The organism is uncultured Dysosmobacter sp., from assembly GCF_947631635.1.
Classification (GTDB): Bacteria; Bacillota; Clostridia; order Oscillospirales; family Oscillospiraceae; genus Oscillibacter.
The window spans coordinates 122,005-137,574 of record NZ_CANRMB010000003.1 but is presented as its reverse complement, the minus strand read 5'-3'; the positions used below and the strand labels follow the sequence as shown (position 1 = coordinate 137,574).

The window sequence follows — 15,570 nt, the reverse complement described above, 5'->3', positions numbered from 1 at the left end:
CATTTCTTCCATGCCTCTTTTGTCTGTTTCCTCATATCCCTTATTATATCATCAAATCTTTATTTTGGACACTCCCCCCCTTTCCCGCCCTTTCCCATCCCAAACGCCGGTTTTTCGAGAAAATGTTATTGCGTAATATTTTCCATAACCGGGTTGTCACCTTCAAAAACCGTTCATAATCAAAAGTTTTTCACATTCTCCACAGAGTTTTCCACACCGTTATGTCAACTTCTGAAACGCGAAAAAGTGCGGTTCTTCCGCGCTGCCCGCCGCAGCGGCAAATTTCTCTTGACGCCCTCTATTTTTGTTGCATATATCACATCTTCTTGAGCCTGCCTGTGCTATGCTTATCACATCGAAACCATCCCCGGCCATGCAAGGCCGGTCATCTGAAAAAAGGAGATATTTTTTATGAAGTTTTATATTTGCAGACATTGCGGCAACATCGTCACTCTGCTCTCCTCCGCCGGCGTCCCCGTGAAGTGCTGCGGGGAGAACATGCAGCTCCTGGAGGCAGGCGTCACCGACGCGGCTGTGGAGAAGCACGTTCCCTCTGTGACCGTGGACGGCAGCCTGGTGAAGGTCTCTGTGGGCTCCGTGTCCCACCCCATGACCGCCGAGCACTATATCCCCTGGGTGGCGCTGGAGACCGAGCGCGGCGCGTCCGTCCAGTGGCTGAAGCCCGAGGAGGCTCCCGAAGCCGTCTTTGCCCTGGCTGAGGGCCAGACTCCCAAGGCTGTCTACGCCTACTGCAACCTCCACGGCCTTTGGAAGGCGGACCTGTAATCGGTTTTTCCCAAACACCGGCGCATTTGTGCCGGTGTTTTTTTGTCCGCAACGGCTGGTTGCGGGATTTCCAGCCCCTCCTGGTTGCGCGCAACCGCTAAAACTGCTATCATGGGAGCCATGAGAGGAGGTCCCGCCTATGGAATTCAATGAGAAATTGGCGCAGATCCGCCGGGCCCGGGGCATGAGCCAGGAGGACCTGGCGGCAACGATCCAGGTCTCCCGGCAGGCTGTCAGCAAGTGGGAGACCGGCGACGCCCTGCCGGACCTGAACAAGCTCCTGCTGCTGGCGGACGCGCTGGAAATATCCCTGGATGAGCTGTGCGGGCGGCAGGCCCCCGCGCCGTCGGAGGCCCCATCCGCCCCCCAGGCCGCTCCCGCCCCGCGGCGGCATTGGTGCTTCTGGACCGTCCTCTGCGCGCTGCTGGCGGTGGGTCTGCTGGCCGGCGGGCTGTGGGCATGGAGCCGGAGAAACATCGTCCCATCGGAGTCCGCCCCTGCGGCCAGCTCCCTGCCGGACACATTCACAGTCTCCGGGGCCAGCTTTTACGGCCATGACAGCTATCTGAGTTACCAGTTTGTTCCCAGCGTGTCCGATCCGTCCTATACCTATCAGATCTCCTTTGCTGATTCCGATGGCGCTGTGAAGGCATTTCCCGTGGAATGCGAGGGCGGCGTCTGCGCGGGAGAGGCCGCAGGGCTGACGAACGGCTCCAGCTATCTTGTCACGGTGAGCATCAGCGATGGGGCGGCGAGCATCAATCTTCCCATTGCCCGGAGCCTTTCCTTTTCCGACCACGGTGCCAGCTGGACGCCGCTGGATTAGGCAGAAAGAGAGACGTGCCTTTGCACGTCTCTCTTTTCATGTCCTATGGAGTCCCTCCAATTGCTGGATGGCCCGCCTCTACCGCAGCAGCATCAGGATCACGCCGTAGACCGCCGACGCCAGGGTGCCGAACACGATCACAGGTCCGGCCACGATGAACATCTTGGCCGCCATGCCGGTGATGAAGCCCTCGCTCTTGAAGTCGATGGCCGGGGACACCACGGCGTTGGCAAAGCCGGTGATGGGCACCAGGGTGCCCGCGCCGCCGAAGCGGGCGATCTTGTTGTACAGGTTGCATCCCGTCAGCAGGGCCGACAGCAGCACCATGGAACAGGAGGTGGCTGTCCCGGCGTCCTCCTTGTTCAGCCCCATGGAGGCCCATCCGTTTTGGATGAGCTGGCCGATGACGCAGATCAGTCCGCCGATGACAAAGGCCAGGATCACATTCTTGACAATGGGGGACTTTTTGGCCTTCTGCTGTACATACTGCTGGTATTCCTTGGGCGACATATCCATACGCAGTCCTCTTTTCCCGGAGATTTCCCTATAGCAGACTTCAGAAATCATGGCAGCAAAGGAGGAGAGCAGAGGCAGCGCAGGACAAGGATGACGACGCAGACGGGCTGTCGCCCGTCAAGGAGGAAGACGCAGTCATTCGTTGTCTATGCTCTCCGATCTGTTGTCAGTATTTCTGAAGTTTGCTATAGTATCCTCCTCCGGGCCGCAGAATATGCGTCCTTGCAAACAGCGGCGAAACGCGGTACACTATGGAATACCCGAACACAAAGGAGACCGCCATGAAAACCGCTGACAAAAACCTGGGCCTGTACATCCACATCCCCTTCTGCAAGCAGAAGTGCGCCTACTGCGACTTTTACTCCCTCTCCAACAGGGAGGACCGCATGGACGATTACACCGACGCCCTCTGCGCCCACTTGGCGGAGACGGCCCCCTTTGCCGCCGGACACGCCGTGGACACCGTGTATTTTGGAGGCGGCACCCCCAGCTATCTGGGGGAGAAACGGCTGGTGCGGATCTTAAAGACCATCCTGAAAAAATACCGCGTCTCCAGAGACGCGGAGATCACCCTGGAGGCCAATCCGGACTCCGCCGGGGACTGGAAAACGCTCCGTGCCCTTCGGAAGGCCGGATTCAACCGCCTGTCCCTGGGGATGCAGTCGGCCTGCGACGCGGAGCTGGCGGAGATCGGCCGCGTCCACACCATGGCGCAGGTGCGCGCCGCTGTGGAGGCCGCCCGCAAAGCCAAGTTTGAAAACCTGTCCCTGGACCTGATCTATGGTCTGCCCCACCAGACCATGGAGCGGTGGCAGGAGAATCTGGCCGCGGCCGTCAGTCTGGCCCCGGAGCACCTCAGCTGCTATGGCCTCAAGGTGGAGGAGGGCACGCCCCTCTTTGCCCGCCGGGACACCGTCGGTCTGCCGGGAGACGACGCCCAGGCGGACATGTACCTGTACACCGTGGACTATCTCCGCCGGTTCGGATATGCCCAATATGAGATCTCCAACTTCGCCCGGGCCGACCGGGAGTCCCGCCACAATCTCAAGTATTGGATGCTGGAGGAGTACGCCGGATTCGGTCCCGGCGCCCACTCGGATTTCGGCGGCGTCCGCTATGCCTACGAAAAGGACCTGGAGGGCTATATCCGGGGCGTGCGGGAGCACACCCCCATGCTGTCGGAAAACGACCGCATCCCGCCTATGGACCGGGACACGGAGTGGGTCATGCTGGGATTGCGGACCGTCCGGGGACTGGATCCCAGGGAGTTTGAAACCCGCTTCCGCCGCCGGTTCTCCTGCTTTCTGCCCTTTCTGGGGGAATGTGAAAAGGCGGGCTACGCCCTTCTGGAAAACGGCCGCTGGCACCTGACGCCCAGGGGCTTCCTGGTGTCCAACCAGATCATCGGCGGGATGCTGGACGCCCTGGCCGCGGACAAGCTCCGCCGGGCCGAGGCCGCCGCCCGGGGCGATTTCCGGGTCACGCTGGAATAAGCTGTCTGGGGGGCTTCCGCTTTGCCGCCCGCAAGTTTCACCGATAGGAGGCCGTCATGCACGTCTATTCCACAGGCCAATGGGTCCTGCTGTTTTTCTTCTACTGCTTCTGCGGCTGGGTATGGGAGTCCTGTTATGTCTCCGCCCGCCAGCGCCATTGGGTGAACCGGGGCTTTTTGAACGGTCCCCTGCTGCCCATCTACGGCTCCGGCGCCATCATCATCCTGTTCGTCACCATTCCGGTGGAAAGCGACCTGCGGCTGGTATGGCTCTTCGGCATGCTCGCCGCCACGGTGCTGGAATACTTCACCGGCGCCGCCATGGAAAAGCTGTTCAAGGTCCGCTACTGGGATTATTCCAAGCAGAAATTCAACCTGAACGGCCACATCTGCCTCACCAGCTCCATCGCCTGGGGCTTTTTCTCCATCCTGCTGGTGCGGTTCCTCCATCCCCCCATCGGGCGGCTGCTGGCCCGGGTGCCCGCCATCTGCGTGGACCCGCTGGCCCTGGTGCTGACGGTGGCCTTCACCGTGGACGCCGTCCAGACCTTCCAGGCCGCCATGGACCTGCGGGAGGTCCTGGCCAAGCTCACGGAGGAGAACGAGGAGCTGCGCCGTCTGGCCAAGCGTGCCGAGGTGGCCGCCGCCTTTGCGGAGGACGATCTGAAGCGCTTCCGGGAGCGGACCGAGGTGGAAAAGCTGCTGCTCCAGGACCGCATCGAGGCCGAGCTGCAGGAGCAGCGGGAGGCCCGGGCCCAGCGGAAGCTCCGCCGTCAGGAGCTGCTGGAGGAGTCCCTCCGCCGCCGGACCAGCGTCAAGCTGGAGGCCCTGCGCACCATCGCCGATGCACTGGAGACCTGCCGGGACCATCTGGAAAATATCCCGGAGCTGACCGGCGAGGCGCTGGAGGAGCGCCGTGCGGATCTTGCCGAGGCCATCGAACGGGTCCGGGAGCGGGAGACCGCCATTCGCGCCCGCACCGCCAAGACCTATCAGCGCTCCCTGCGCATCCTGCGGGGCAACCCCTCCGCCATCGCCAGGGAGTCCCAGGAGGCCATGGATGCCCTGCGAAAGCTGGGAGACCGGAAATAAACGCAAAAAGAGACGCCGTAGGCGTCTCTTTTTCTATATCTATTCTTCCCGCAGGGCGGCCAGCAGCTCCCGGTTCAGCTCCGTCCCCCGCCGGTTCCCCCAATAGCCCACCTTTACCACCCGGTGATTCAGAAAGAGCCGGGCGGTCCCGTTGGAGATCAGGGAGTCACCGGCACTGTTGCCCAGGTGCAGCGTCTCATGGGTCCCGCCCCTGCCGTCGATGACGTTTCCTCCGGTCAGGCTTTCCCAGCACAGGTGGTAGGAATAGCCCTCCAGCACCTCCCGGAGCGCGGCGGAGCCCTCCAGATCATACTGTTCATCGGTATTCGTCCAGGACTTTCCGTCCTTGACGCCCACCTTTGTGACCGCTGCCGCGAACTGCCGCTCTGCGTCAAATTCCGCTGCCAGGGGCCGGGGCCACAGCATCCAGGCGCTGTACAGGACCACCGCCGCCAGAACAGCGCCCCCGAGCATCCGCTTGTTTTTCATAGGGTCTCCTCCTTATTGGATGTCCAGCGCCTCTATCAGCTCCTGCCGGAGCGCGGCGCCCTCCGTCTTTCCCAAATAATCCAGGACCAGGACGCGGCTTTTCTTGCTGTAGGGGTCGTCGGGAGCATACTTCCTGAACCAGGTCAGCTCGCCTCCGAACTGGCAGCTCTCCCCTCCGCCACTCCGGAGGCGCACAAAATCATACAGGATCCGGTAAGTATCGGACACATAGGCCTGCGCCTCCGTGCTTCCAAAGAGGGCGGTCCAGTGCGGGTGATAGGTGTGCCGATCCAGCACACCCTGGAGCGCCTCCATCTCCGGTGTTCCCGGCGCAATGGTCATATCCACATCTTCCCGGTCAAACCGCTGGATATACAGCTCCACCGGGGCGGAGGCATCCACGAGCCCCGCCAGAGACCGGGGGAGCAGGAGCCAGGCGGGCAGGAGCACCACCGCCGCTGCTGCGGCCGCAAAGACCGCCCAAAACAGATACGTCCACGCCCGCTCTTTCACTTGTGTGGATTTTAGAGGCACAGCCGCCCTCCTCTCCCTGATATATCCCTATCGTAACAGAGCGCCGCCGGAAAATCATTACAAAAGAGAAACAAACCCCTGTTTGTCCGGCACGGGGCAAAACTTGAAAAATCGCAGCCGCATCCAGATATGGATACGGCTGCGGTTTTCTTTAAAACAGCTTTTTCAGTGCGCCCACGGCGTCGGAGACCTTATCCACGGAGATCTTGGCCTGCACGCCCTTGACCAGCTTTTCCAGCACATCATCCGGAAGATCCACTCCCAGCAGCTTTTCCAGCGCCTTGACAGGCTCTTTTTTGAACTGCGCCTGGAGGGAGTCGTCCTTCATGATCTTTTCCGCCAGCTCTTCAATGGTCTTTTTGATATCCATCCCGACAGCCCTCACACTTCCTCCACCGGCGCGTCCGGTGCGTTCTTCTTGATGGACTCAATGCCGTTCAGGCAGCTTGCCTTGGCCTTGTAGCCCTCGCCCACGGCGATGATCTGACCGTTGGTGGCCTTCAGGCGGAAACGGAACTCTCCGGCCTTGTCCACATACACCTCAAATTTGGGATGCTTCGCCGCGGCGAAGCCCTCCACGGTCTGATCCTCCACAGCGGCCACAGGCGCGTTCCGCTTTACACTGGCGATACCGCCCCGGCAGGCCTTCTCAGAGGCGTAAACCTCAGAGGTGGCGATGACCTCGCCGTTGCCGGCCTTTAAATCGAACTTGATCCCTGTATTGGTCTTGCGAATGACGAATTTGCCCATTTAACATGCCTCCTGCTTTTATTTGGTGATAAGACCATGTTACATGGAAAGCCCCGTGAATGCAAGAAATTTTTTGGTATTTTTGTCCAAATATGTCGATTTGGGGACCGGATCCCGGTCAGATGCCCGTCAGGTCAAAATCCGGGGTGTATTCCTCCCTGGCGGAGGTCCGCTCCTGGGTATAGCCGTCGGTGATGCCGCAGTTTTTCATATACTCCGCAGCTGCCCGGTACTCCGCCCTGGTCACGTGGCGGGCAAGACTGCCCACGGCCCCCGGCTGAGGCGTGTACTGGCTCATGAGGGAAAACAGCACGTCGCCCGGGCGAAAGGTCTCCGCCACCCAGTCGATCACGCGGCGGGTGTTTTCCAGCTCTCCCGGCAGCAGCAGGTGGCGGATGAGGACCCCCTGCTTCAGAAGGCCGTTTTCCATACGGCAGGGGCCCGTCTGGCGGAACATCTCCAAAATAGCGGCGCTGGCCCGGTCAAAATAGTCCTCCGCCGCGGAGTACTTTTTCGCCGGTCCCGGCAGGGCGTACTTCATGTCCGGCAGGTACACCTGCACCCTGCCCTCCAGCAGCTTCAGCGTCTCGGGCTTTTCATACCCGCCGCAGTTCCACACCACCGGCACGGGCCACGGCTGGTCCCCCAGGGCCTCCAGGATTGCCGGGGTGAAGTGTGTGGGCGTTACCAGGTCGATGCAGGCCGCCCCCTGGGAGATCAATTCCTCAAAGATCTCCCGCAGGCGGGAGGCGGTGATGGGCCTGCCGAAATTCTCCTGGGAGATCACTCCGTTCTGGCAGAAGCAGCACCGCAGGCTGCACCCGGAGAAAAACACCGTTCCCGCGCCGCGGTCTCCCACAAGGCACGGCTCCTCCCACTGGTGGAGCATGGCCTTGGCCACCACCGGCGCGCTGGGCATCCGGCACACGCCGCCCGCCTTTTCCGGCGTGCGCTCCGCGCCGCAGTTCCGGGGACACAGACGGCAGATCATACCTTCGTCACATCAAAGTCCGGGCCCAGGTCCCCGGCCATCCAGTGGCGGCGGCACAGGCCGATGTATTGGTCGTTGGCGCCCAGCACCACCTGAGCGCCCTCCTTCAGCACCTTGCCGTTGCTGTCGAACCGGGCGTTGAAGGTAGCCTTTTTGCCGCACCAGCAGATGGTCTTGACCTCCTCGATCTTGTCCGCCATCACCAGCAGCTCCTCGCTGCCGGGGAACAGGTCCCCCTTGAAGTCCGCCCGCAGGCCGTAGCACATGACGGGGATGCCCAGGTCGTCCACGATGTAGACCAGATACAGCACCTCTTCCTTGGTCAGGAACTGGGCCTCGTCCACGATGATGCAGGCGTTCTGCTGCAATTCCATGATGCTGAGCTTGCGCATCTCGTCAAAGTAGATGCAGGGGTAGGTCAGGCCGATGCGGGAGACCACCATATGGTCCCCGTCCCGGGTGTCCAGCCGGGGCTTTACCAGCAGGGTCTGCTGGCCCCGCTCCTCGTAATTGAACCGCGCCATCAGGGCGTTGGCCGTCTTGCTGGAACCCATGGCTCCGTATTTGAAATATAGCTGTGCCATTGATCTTGTTCTCCCTCACTCTGTTTTTTCTTTTCCGATCTCGTCAAACGAGGTCTCATAGGGGCGTTTCATCCCGGCGGCGTCCAGCGCCATCTTCCGGCAGGCGGCGCAATACCACGCGGTCTTATAGGTGAAAAGGGTCCCCTCGTCATCCACCCGCAGCGAGGTCTTGGGGTCTGCGCCCATCAAAGCTGTCTTGAGTTTGCCGGGCCGCTCCGTCACCCACCAGATATCGCCGCCCTTAACCGCGTCCAGATATCCCCGCTCCATCGGCTTTCCGCACCAGGGGCAGGTCTCCGGCGGTCCCTCCGGCTCTTCCTCCCTCTGGACGGAGGTCTTGATCTTTTCGCCCCATTCCTTCACCGTATCCGCCAGGCTCTCACCGTCCTGTTCCGGCGTTTCCATGGTGGAAACAGGCTGCCCCGGTTCCATGTCCCAGGGGTCTTCACTCTTTTTCCAAAACGGCATGGTCATTCCTCCTCGTCATCCGGGTTTCGGATGTGGCCGTCGAACACGTTCCCGGACTGATGGGGCAGGAAGGAGATGTTCTCCGGCAGCTCTCTGCCGCGGTAATAGCACCACAGCCAGCGCAGGCACCAGACCAGCTTCCGCAGAAGCAGGAGCAGCGCCAGTATCAAACACAGCTTGATGATCTTCATTTTGTCTCCTTCAGCCGCTTCTCCGCCTCCGCGTAATACCGCGCAAAGGCCGAGGGCACCGCGTGAGCCGTCAAGCCCTCCGCGTCCACCCACTCCCACTCCGGCGGGCCGTCTCCCGCCGCCTCCAGGGTGTAGCCTGTCATGCGCCACTCCACATGGGTAAAGATGTGTTTGGCCGCCAGCTTATTTCTCCAGGCCTTCGGCTCCAGGCCCCAGGCGGACACCGCCCTTGGGGCGGCCTCCTCTGTCAAGGCTCCCTCCACATTTGGGAACTCCCACAGCCCTGCCAGCAGGCCCGTGCCGGGGCGCTTCCGCAGGGCCGCCTTTCCGTCTCGCAGGAAGAGGAACACCGTTTTCTCCTCCACCCGCCGGGCCTTCTTCGGGGCCTTCACCGGAAGCAGCTCCGCTGTGCCCCGGATGCGGCCCAGGCAGAATTCCCGGGCGGGGCACTCCCCGCATTTCGGCGGTCCGTTGGGCACGCAAACCGTGGCCCCCAGCTCCATGGTGGCCTGGTTGAAGACGCGGATGCTCCCGCTGTCCTCCGGCATGACCGCCTGCACCTGGGCCCGGATCGCCTTTTTCACCTTCGGGTCCAGGATATCGCCGCGGCAGTCCGTGATCCGGGTCACCACCCGCAGGACATTGCCGTCCACCGCCGCCTCCCTGCGGCCGAACGCCGCTGACGCGATGGCGCTGGCGGTGTAGTCCCCGATGCCCGGCAGGGCCAGCAGGCCCTCATAGGTGTCCGGGAAACCGCCCCGCTCCGCCACGATCCCCGCCGCCTTTTGGAGATTTCTGGCCCGGCTGTAATAGCCAAGGCCCTCCCACAGCTTCATCAGCTGCTCCTCCGGCGCGGCGGCCAGGGCATCCACCGAGGGGAAGGCCTCCAAAAAGCGGGCATAATAGCCCAGGACCGCCGCCACCCTGGTCTGCTGGAGCATGATCTCCGACACCCAGATGCGGTAGGGGTCCTCTGTCTTTCGCCAGGGCAGGTCCCTGGCATGCTCCCGGTACCAGGCCAAAAGCGGCTCCGGCAGGCGGGAAAGCTCATTTTCAGTTGTCACTTCCTGTCGTCTCATGATATGATTGTACCACAACCCAGGGAGGGTTCCCACCCCTCCTCACATTTTTTTGAAAAAACTCTTGACCTTCCCCCTTCTGGAAGGTATACGATATAGGCAACGCAGCCGAAAAGGAGCGCCTTTTCAACCGGCGCGTATGCGGTTCCTGTGAAGTCAGGCAGAGAGGACCGCATATGCGGCATTCCATAGAAAAGGCTCTTTTGGAGGCTTTTCCATGGAATCGCCCATGGACGCAGAAACGAGGGATGCGCGTGAAGATCAACGAGGTGGAGGCCCTGGTGGGCATCACGAAAAAGAATATTCGCTTCTACGAGGCCGAGGGCCTGCTGACGCCCCGGCGGAACAGCGAGAACGGCTACCGGGACTACGGTGAGGCCGAGGTGGAGACCCTGCGGCAGATCAAGCTGCTGCGAAAGCTGGGCGTGCCCCTGGAGGAGATCCGGACCATGCAGACCGGGGCCCACACGGTGGGCGACGGCATGCGCCGCCATCTCATCACCCTGGAGCGGGACCGGGCCAATCTGGAGCAGTCCATCCAGCTGTGTGACCGGCTGACGGGCTGCCAGGAGCGTCTGGCGGACCTGGACGCCGGAGCTGTCCTGGCGGAGATGGATGCCATGGAGCAGTCCGGCACCACCTTCCAGAACAAGCAGCGGCTGGACATCCGGGTGCGGTATGTGGCCCCGGTGGTCATCGCCCTGCTGACTGTGGCCCTGATGGCGGCTCTGGCAGCCCTGATCTTTTGGGCCTATCTCATGGACCCCGCTGACGCGCCGCCCCTGCTTTTGATGCTGGTGCTGGCGGCCATGCCCCTGCTGGTGGCGGGCGGCGTGGTGCTGGCCCTGGTCCAGCGCATCCGGGAGATTGGGAGAGGGGAGGAAGACGATGCGAAAAACTACTAAAAAGAAAATCGCCCCCATTGTGATGACGGTATTGGTGCTGCTGTATATCGTGCCGCTGATCGTGATGGTCCTGGGGCTTATGGGCCTGCTGGGCCGGGATGAGGGTGTGGCCGTCATGTTCCCCCTGCTGTGCTGGCTGATCGTGGGCGGCGCGGTGGTCATAGGAATTTTGAAGGCTCTGCGCCAGCGCCTGCGGGAGATCGACGGAGGGGAAGAGGATGAAGCCGCGAAATACTGAGCGCCGGGCGGCGGTGAAGAGCGTGGCGGTAAACGCCCTGCTCCGTCTGCTGGCGGCCGCTGCGATGCTGTGGCTGCGGACCGGGATGGACGGCGGCTCGCTGTCCACACTGCTGCTGATCCTGGCCGTGCTGGATCTGCTCACTCTTCCGGCCAGCTTTGCGGTGCTGGTTCAGCGGCTGCGGGAGATCGAGAGGGGGGAGCTGGATGAGGCGCGAAAATATTGACCAACAGCGGCGTGAGCGCCGGGGCGCAGTCATCGGCATCCTGCTCTTTGCCCTGCTGCAGACCGCCTGCGCCATCGGCTTTGGGGCCCTGTGTATAATCCCGGACCTGCCCAAGTGGCTGTTCGTGCTGTTCGCCGCCCTGGCGGTCTTTTGTGCCGCCCTGCTGCTTCCGGCCCTGTGGACCCTGAAAAGGCGCTTTTGCGAAATTGAAATAGAACAAATTTTTGAGGAGGAATCATCTATGCTGCTTCTGAATATTGACTACATCCCCGGCAAAACACTGGAACCCCTGGGCCTTGTCAAAGGCACGGTGGTCCAGTCCAAGAACTTCGGTAAAGACTTCATGGCCGGTATGAAGACCCTGGTGGGCGGCGAGATCGTGGGCTACACCGAAATGCTCACCGAGGCCCGCCAGATCGCCACCAAGCGGATGGTGGACGAGGCCGCCGCCATGGGGGCCGACGCCATCATCAACATCCGCTACGGCTCCTCCGCTGTGATGCAGGGCGCCGCCGAGGTCATCGCCTACGGCACGGCGGTCAAATACCAGTGATGCGCGTCACCTTTCTGGACCACAGTGGCTTCCTGGTGGAGCTGCCCTCGATGACGCTGTTGTTCGACTGGTGGAAAGGGGAACTCCCAGCCCTGCGGCCGGGAATTCCCCTGTTGGTCTTTGCCAGCCACCGCCATGAGGACCACTTCAAGCCGGAGATCTTCTCCCTGGACGATGGAGCGCGAGAGGTCCATTTCCTGCTGGGCAGGGATATCAAGCTGTCTCCCCGGAACCGGGAGCGGTGGGGGCTTCCCGCCGACACCGCCGCAAAATGCCTGATACTGAGCGGCGGCCAGTCCGTCGATCCGCTGCCCGGCGTCACAGTGGAGGCGCTGCCCTCCACCGACGAGGGCGCCGCCTTTTTGGTAACAGCGGACGGGCGGACGGTGTTCCACGCCGGGGACCTGAACTGGTGGCACTGGGAGGGGGAAGACAAGGCCTGGAACCGGAACATGGAGGCCAACTTCAAGCGGTACGCGGAGCCCCTGCGGGGCCGCCATATGGACCTTGCCATGCTGCCGCTGGACCCCCGGCTGGGGGAGCCCGGCTTCTGGGGTCCCTGGTATTTTCTGGAGCTGGCGGACATCGTCCGCTTTCTACCCATGCACCAGTGGGGAGATTTCGATTTCACCAGGCAGTTCCTGCTTCAATTCCCGGTGTTTGCCCCGCAAACGATCCCTGTCACAAAATGTGGACAAATCTTCGACTTTGCGGTATAGTAAAAAGGTTTTATCCGCGTACATATAGTCCATGAGTTTGAAAAATTCCATGGGATTTTTCAAGCGGGCGATGCCCGCTGCGCGGAAAGCGCACAGGGATGGACGATGAAATGCAAAACAAGGCCGCTATCCGCGGCCCATCACAGCGTATACGCGCTGTGACACTTGAAAAGTGGTTCTACCACTTTCAAGTTATTTGATTATATAAGGGGGAGATCCATCGTGCAAATCGACGGCAACGAACTGGCGATCCTGCAAAATGATCTGGACCGGGAGGGCCGCCATGAGGAGGCCCTCGCCATCAAGCGGGAATTTTTGAAGCAGGTCCGGGAATCCGGAGACCACTGTCCCTGTAAGGAGGCCTGTCCCCATCACGGCAACTGCTTTGAGTGCGTGACACTGCACCGGGGTCACCGGGATCACCTGCCCATGTGCATGTGGGATATGGTGAATGAGCGGCTCCACAAGCTGTCCCTGATGACGGAGGGCACCCTCCGCGCCTACGAGGATGAACACCGCTGAACAGTATAGTCAATTAACTTGAAAAATAGCATTGCTATTTTTCAAGCGGGCGATGCCCGCTGTGCGTGAAGCGCACGGTAATTGACTATGAAATCCAAATCAAGGCCGCTAAGCGGCCTGCCGCGGCGCATATGCGCCGCGGCACTTGAAAAGTGGTTTTAACACTTTTCAAGTTATTCGATTATAAAAGGCCGCCCGTGCTTTTCAGCACGGGCGGCCTTTCTTTCATTCAATGGATCAGGCAGCTGCCGGAGACCTCCGCTGTGTGCGTTTCCAGCTCCGCCACAAAATCCGTGGTGCCGCTGGCGGCAGTGACCGCCGCGGTGAGAGCTTTGATGTTCTCCGGCGCGGTCTCTGTGTAGATCCGGTCTGCCCGGGACGCCAGCTCCGCAAGCGTCAGCTCCGTGTCCTGACTGTCTCCCATGACGGCCGCCTCCGGCACCTCTATGGAAAGCGCTACGCTGTAAGGCTCCAAAGCGGCCCGCATCTCCTCCAGGAACGTCAGCAGGTTCTGTTTCAGATCTCCCTCGCCATAGTCGATCTTGTCCAGCTGTCCCTCCGTGGGATAGCCCACGTCCGTCAGCAAAATCTCGTCAAACCCCAGGGCCGCCGCCTCTTTTGCGATCTCACACAGGTACTGCCGGGCCGCAGGCTTGGCGGGGTCCAGCCACCGGCTGTTGTTCCCGTCATAGAAGATAAATCCTCCGGTATTTTTCAGACCCATGGCCTCCACATCGCTGTCCGCGGCCTTTGGATCGTGAAAACAGCTCAGCCGGGCCACTGTGTAAAAGGAGGACGCTTCGCCGGTCATCTCCGCCAATGCGCCGCTGGTATCCGCCGCCGTGGACACGGAGCCGGACACAGCGGTACCGGAATCGAAATAGACGTTTCCGCCGCTGTCCTTTACGGTAACCACCGCCGCGTTGTAGGGCGGCGCGGACATCAGGCTGGCATCCATCCAGGCGTCTTTCCAAAGTTCCTCCGTCAGAGGTGCCACAGGGACCATGAACGCGTAGATGTCCCCCAGCCCCTTGGGCGTCTGGATCTTCAATTCAAAATTCTCCGGCGTCTCCTCCGGGGGAGCCTCCTCCTGCCAGGGCATCTCCAGGTGCGGCCTGCCGGATTCATCATAGACGATGTACTGCTGCAGGCGCATGACGGTGATGGCGGCCAGGATCACCAGAACCAGAACCACCGCCAGAACGATCTTCCCCTTTGGCGTGCGCCCGCGGTAATTGCGGTAGCCTCTTGGACCTGCCATCTTCGTCACCTCTCTTCAGCCGGGAGACTCTCAGCCCTCCAGAGCCATCATCTTATCCACCCGGCGGGCATGGCGGCCGCCCTCAAACTCCGTGGACAGGAATACCTCCACCATCCGCTCGGCCATGTTCTTGCCGGTGAAGCCCGCGCCGATGGCCATCATATTGGCGTCGTTGTGGCGGCGGGTCATCTCGGCCTCCAGGCAGTCCGCACAGTGGGCGCAGCGGATGCCCTTGATCTTGTTGGCCGCGATGGAGATGCCGATGCCGGTGGTGCAGATCACGATGCCCCGGTCGCACTTGCCCGCCGCCACAGCCCGGGCGGCGGCGGCGCCAAAGTCGGGATAGTCGCAGCTCTCCAGAGAATCGCAGCCGAAGTCCTCATATTCATGGCCCAGCTTCTCCAGGACCTTGATAACATGCTGCTTCAGCTCATAGCCGCCGTGGTCACAGCCCAATGCGATCTTCATAAATAAGTCCCCCTGTTTTCTAAATTGATAAAATCATTGTACACGGGATCTGCGAGAAAATCAATTACAGTTCATGCCAAATGGGTTCCAGATGCGCAAATGTGCAGAATTTTGTAAAACCGCAGTCCTTCAAAAGCTGCTGGCGCTCCCGCACGGCGCAGCCCACATATTCCGGACTGTGGGCATCGGTCCCCAGGGTGATGATCTCGCCGCCCAGGTCCCGGTACATCCGCAGCCACTTTCCGTCCGGCAGGGGCGTGTTGCCCCGGTTGGTGTTCAGCTCGATGCCGCAGCCGTTTTGGATCAGCGTCTGAAGGATATTCTCCACCTGGCGCTCAAATCCGTCAAAGGTCAGCTGGAGGCCCCGGTTTTCATTGAGATACCGCAGGGGCAGCGTCAAATGGCCCAACACGGAAAATCTCCCCCACGCCGCCAGCCGCTGCACGTTTTCCAGGTAATCCGCGATGCCCTCCCGGGCCTCATCCTCATTCCGGGGCGCAAAGTAATACAGATCCGTGTCCCCAAAGCGCTTGGACAGCATATGCACGGAGCCGATGACAAAATCCAGCGCCGGGGCATCCGCCATCAGCCGTTCCGCGTGGGAGAAGGCCCTAGGAGCATCCCCCAGCTCAATGCCCAGCCGCAGGCGGATCTTCTCCCCCACGGCATGTTCGGCCTCCTCAAACTCCGCCGTCAGCGCTTTCCAGTCAAAGGCGTCCCGCAGCTCCGTGCCTCCCCAGACGACAGGCTCCACATGGTCCGTAAAGCAGATCTCGTCCAATCCTGCGGACACGGCGGCCTGGGCCATATCTGTCATAGAAGTCCCGGCGTCCGGCGAGATGCGGGAATGGGTGTGGTAATCCGCCAGATACATGGACAT

The 15,570-nt window shown here is 61.2% G+C and carries 23 protein-coding genes; 10 read left to right on the top strand and 13 right to left on the bottom strand.

Going from position 1 to position 15,570, the window contains the following annotated elements; translation table 11 throughout:
* Positions 1-411: 411 nt before the first annotated feature.
* Together Q0Z71_RS03305 and Q0Z71_RS03300 are read left to right on the top strand one after the other, a co-directional pair.
* Entirely contained in the window at positions 412-786 is a 375-nt protein-coding gene (locus Q0Z71_RS03305; protein WP_298018191.1) for a desulfoferrodoxin family protein, read from the top strand.
* A 139-nt stretch (positions 787-925) separates the two neighbouring features.
* Positions 926-1,612 carry a helix-turn-helix domain-containing protein gene (locus tag Q0Z71_RS03300; RefSeq protein WP_298018188.1) on the top strand — a complete coding sequence of 229 codons (687 nt, stop codon included), beginning with the start codon at positions 926-928 and terminating at the stop codon, positions 1,610-1,612.
* Positions 1,613-1,690: 78 nt separating this feature from the next.
* Here the strand turns inward: Q0Z71_RS03300 and spoVAC are convergent, their stop codons facing one another.
* A complete protein-coding gene (spoVAC, locus tag Q0Z71_RS03295; protein WP_298018185.1) occupies positions 1,691-2,128 on the bottom strand; it encodes a stage V sporulation protein AC in 438 nt (145 codons plus the stop codon).
* Positions 2,129-2,409: 281 nt separating this feature from the next.
* On the opposite strand from spoVAC, the gene hemW reads away from it, so the two are divergent.
* Positions 2,410-3,621, top strand: a complete 1,212-nt coding sequence (gene hemW, locus Q0Z71_RS03290; RefSeq protein WP_298018182.1) for a radical SAM family heme chaperone HemW — start codon at positions 2,410-2,412, stop codon at positions 3,619-3,621.
* Between the two features lie 56 nt (positions 3,622-3,677).
* Entirely contained in the window at positions 3,678-4,712 is a 1,035-nt protein-coding gene (locus Q0Z71_RS03285) for a putative ABC transporter permease (RefSeq protein ID WP_298018178.1), read from the top strand.
* Between the two features lie 39 nt (positions 4,713-4,751).
* Here the strand turns inward: Q0Z71_RS03285 and Q0Z71_RS03280 are convergent, their stop codons facing one another.
* The 9 genes from Q0Z71_RS03280 to mutY all read right to left on the bottom strand — a co-directional run bounded on the left by Q0Z71_RS03280 (position 4,752) and on the right by mutY (position 9,798).
* Positions 4,752-5,201, bottom strand: a complete 450-nt coding sequence (locus Q0Z71_RS03280) for a hypothetical protein (RefSeq protein ID WP_298018174.1) — start codon at positions 5,199-5,201, stop codon at positions 4,752-4,754.
* A gap of 12 nt (positions 5,202-5,213) precedes the next feature.
* The gene (locus tag Q0Z71_RS03275) at positions 5,214-5,735 is read right to left on the bottom strand and encodes a hypothetical protein (RefSeq protein ID WP_298018171.1); all 522 of its coding nucleotides are present in this window, start codon (positions 5,733-5,735) and stop codon (positions 5,214-5,216) included.
* A 151-nt stretch (positions 5,736-5,886) separates the two neighbouring features.
* Positions 5,887-6,105, bottom strand: coding sequence for a hypothetical protein (locus Q0Z71_RS03270; protein ID WP_298018168.1), 219 nt, complete (start codon positions 6,103-6,105; stop codon positions 5,887-5,889).
* Positions 6,106-6,116: 11 nt separating this feature from the next.
* Positions 6,117-6,485: a YegP family protein gene (locus Q0Z71_RS03265; RefSeq protein ID WP_298018165.1), complete on the bottom strand. Its 369-nt coding sequence runs from the start codon at positions 6,483-6,485 to the stop codon at positions 6,117-6,119.
* A gap of 118 nt (positions 6,486-6,603) precedes the next feature.
* On the bottom strand, positions 6,604-7,476 hold the full coding sequence (locus Q0Z71_RS03260) for a 4Fe-4S cluster-binding domain-containing protein (RefSeq protein ID WP_298018162.1): 873 nt from the start codon (positions 7,474-7,476) through the stop codon (positions 6,604-6,606).
* On the bottom strand, positions 7,473-8,060 hold the full coding sequence (locus Q0Z71_RS03255) for a thymidine kinase (protein ID WP_298018159.1): 588 nt from the start codon (positions 8,058-8,060) through the stop codon (positions 7,473-7,475). Before Q0Z71_RS03255 ends, Q0Z71_RS03260 begins: the two co-directional genes overlap by 4 nt.
* Before the next feature lie 15 nt (positions 8,061-8,075).
* Positions 8,076-8,528, bottom strand: a complete 453-nt coding sequence (locus tag Q0Z71_RS03250) for a PF20097 family protein (RefSeq protein WP_298018156.1) — start codon at positions 8,526-8,528, stop codon at positions 8,076-8,078.
* 2 nt (positions 8,529-8,530) lie between these two features.
* A complete protein-coding gene (locus Q0Z71_RS03245; protein WP_298018153.1) occupies positions 8,531-8,719 on the bottom strand; it encodes a hypothetical protein in 189 nt (62 codons plus the stop codon).
* Positions 8,716-9,798, bottom strand: a complete 1,083-nt coding sequence (gene mutY / locus Q0Z71_RS03240) for an A/G-specific adenine glycosylase (protein WP_298018151.1) — start codon at positions 9,796-9,798, stop codon at positions 8,716-8,718. The genes Q0Z71_RS03245 and mutY overlap by 4 nt, the downstream gene beginning before the upstream one ends.
* A gap of 248 nt (positions 9,799-10,046) precedes the next feature.
* On the opposite strand from mutY, the gene Q0Z71_RS03235 reads away from it, so the two are divergent.
* The 6 genes from Q0Z71_RS03235 to Q0Z71_RS03210 all read left to right on the top strand — a co-directional run bounded on the left by Q0Z71_RS03235 (position 10,047) and on the right by Q0Z71_RS03210 (position 12,961).
* A complete protein-coding gene (locus tag Q0Z71_RS03235; protein WP_298018149.1) occupies positions 10,047-10,703 on the top strand; it encodes a MerR family transcriptional regulator in 657 nt (218 codons plus the stop codon).
* Entirely contained in the window at positions 10,687-10,941 is a 255-nt protein-coding gene (locus Q0Z71_RS03230) for a hypothetical protein (RefSeq protein ID WP_298018147.1), read from the top strand. The genes Q0Z71_RS03235 and Q0Z71_RS03230 overlap by 17 nt, the downstream gene beginning before the upstream one ends.
* The gene (locus tag Q0Z71_RS03225; protein WP_298018144.1) at positions 10,922-11,167 is read left to right on the top strand and encodes a hypothetical protein; all 246 of its coding nucleotides are present in this window, start codon (positions 10,922-10,924) and stop codon (positions 11,165-11,167) included. Before Q0Z71_RS03230 ends, Q0Z71_RS03225 begins: the two co-directional genes overlap by 20 nt.
* Before the next feature lie 241 nt (positions 11,168-11,408).
* The gene (locus Q0Z71_RS03220; protein WP_298018202.1) at positions 11,409-11,720 is read left to right on the top strand and encodes a YbjQ family protein; all 312 of its coding nucleotides are present in this window, start codon (positions 11,409-11,411) and stop codon (positions 11,718-11,720) included.
* Positions 11,720-12,439 (top strand): MBL fold metallo-hydrolase, encoded by a 720-nt coding sequence (locus Q0Z71_RS03215; RefSeq protein WP_298018199.1) that lies wholly within the window; start codon positions 11,720-11,722, stop codon positions 12,437-12,439. The genes Q0Z71_RS03220 and Q0Z71_RS03215 overlap by 1 nt, the downstream gene beginning before the upstream one ends.
* A gap of 222 nt (positions 12,440-12,661) precedes the next feature.
* The gene (locus Q0Z71_RS03210; protein WP_298018141.1) at positions 12,662-12,961 is read left to right on the top strand and encodes an LPS biosynthesis protein; all 300 of its coding nucleotides are present in this window, start codon (positions 12,662-12,664) and stop codon (positions 12,959-12,961) included.
* A 229-nt stretch (positions 12,962-13,190) separates the two neighbouring features.
* On the opposite strand, the gene Q0Z71_RS03205 is transcribed toward Q0Z71_RS03210, so the two are convergent.
* From Q0Z71_RS03205 to Q0Z71_RS03195, 3 genes are all read right to left on the bottom strand, one after another.
* A complete protein-coding gene (locus tag Q0Z71_RS03205; RefSeq protein WP_298018138.1) occupies positions 13,191-14,222 on the bottom strand; it encodes a putative glycoside hydrolase in 1,032 nt (343 codons plus the stop codon).
* A 30-nt stretch (positions 14,223-14,252) separates the two neighbouring features.
* The gene (rpiB, locus tag Q0Z71_RS03200; protein WP_298018133.1) at positions 14,253-14,690 is read right to left on the bottom strand and encodes a ribose 5-phosphate isomerase B; all 438 of its coding nucleotides are present in this window, start codon (positions 14,688-14,690) and stop codon (positions 14,253-14,255) included.
* 64 nt (positions 14,691-14,754) lie between these two features.
* On the bottom strand, positions 14,755-15,570 hold the full coding sequence (locus Q0Z71_RS03195) for a histidinol-phosphatase HisJ family protein (RefSeq protein ID WP_298018131.1): 816 nt from the start codon (positions 15,568-15,570) through the stop codon (positions 14,755-14,757).

Coding starts and splice junctions, on each gene's coding strand:
- Q0Z71_RS03305 (WP_298018191.1), top strand. CDS start 412: ATGAAGTTTTATATTTGCAGACATTGCGGCAACATCGTCACTCTGCTC.
- Q0Z71_RS03300 (WP_298018188.1), top strand. CDS start 926: ATGGAATTCAATGAGAAATTGGCGCAGATCCGCCGGGCCCGGGGCATG.
- spoVAC (WP_298018185.1), bottom strand. CDS start 2,128: ATGGATATGTCGCCCAAGGAATACCAGCAGTATGTACAGCAGAAGGCC.
- hemW (WP_298018182.1), top strand. CDS start 2,410: ATGAAAACCGCTGACAAAAACCTGGGCCTGTACATCCACATCCCCTTC.
- Q0Z71_RS03285 (WP_298018178.1), top strand. CDS start 3,678: ATGCACGTCTATTCCACAGGCCAATGGGTCCTGCTGTTTTTCTTCTAC.
- Q0Z71_RS03280 (WP_298018174.1), bottom strand. CDS start 5,201: ATGAAAAACAAGCGGATGCTCGGGGGCGCTGTTCTGGCGGCGGTGGTC.
- Q0Z71_RS03270 (WP_298018168.1), bottom strand. CDS start 6,105: ATGGATATCAAAAAGACCATTGAAGAGCTGGCGGAAAAGATCATGAAG.
- Q0Z71_RS03265 (WP_298018165.1), bottom strand. CDS start 6,485: ATGGGCAAATTCGTCATTCGCAAGACCAATACAGGGATCAAGTTCGAT.
- Q0Z71_RS03260 (WP_298018162.1), bottom strand. CDS start 7,476: ATGATCTGCCGTCTGTGTCCCCGGAACTGCGGCGCGGAGCGCACGCCG.
- Q0Z71_RS03255 (WP_298018159.1), bottom strand. CDS start 8,060: ATGGCACAGCTATATTTCAAATACGGAGCCATGGGTTCCAGCAAGACG.
- Q0Z71_RS03250 (WP_298018156.1), bottom strand. CDS start 8,528: ATGCCGTTTTGGAAAAAGAGTGAAGACCCCTGGGACATGGAACCGGGG.
- Q0Z71_RS03245 (WP_298018153.1), bottom strand. CDS start 8,719: ATGAAGATCATCAAGCTGTGTTTGATACTGGCGCTGCTCCTGCTTCTG.
- mutY (WP_298018151.1), bottom strand. CDS start 9,798: ATGAGACGACAGGAAGTGACAACTGAAAATGAGCTTTCCCGCCTGCCG.
- Q0Z71_RS03235 (WP_298018149.1), top strand. CDS start 10,047: ATGCGCGTGAAGATCAACGAGGTGGAGGCCCTGGTGGGCATCACGAAA.
- Q0Z71_RS03230 (WP_298018147.1), top strand. CDS start 10,687: ATGCGAAAAACTACTAAAAAGAAAATCGCCCCCATTGTGATGACGGTA.
- Q0Z71_RS03225 (WP_298018144.1), top strand. CDS start 10,922: ATGAAGCCGCGAAATACTGAGCGCCGGGCGGCGGTGAAGAGCGTGGCG.
- Q0Z71_RS03220 (WP_298018202.1), top strand. CDS start 11,409: ATGCTGCTTCTGAATATTGACTACATCCCCGGCAAAACACTGGAACCC.
- Q0Z71_RS03215 (WP_298018199.1), top strand. CDS start 11,720: ATGCGCGTCACCTTTCTGGACCACAGTGGCTTCCTGGTGGAGCTGCCC.
- Q0Z71_RS03205 (WP_298018138.1), bottom strand. CDS start 14,222: ATGGCAGGTCCAAGAGGCTACCGCAATTACCGCGGGCGCACGCCAAAG.
- rpiB (WP_298018133.1), bottom strand. CDS start 14,690: ATGAAGATCGCATTGGGCTGTGACCACGGCGGCTATGAGCTGAAGCAG.
- Q0Z71_RS03195 (WP_298018131.1), bottom strand. CDS start 15,570: ATGTCCATGTATCTGGCGGATTACCACACCCATTCCCGCATCTCGCCG.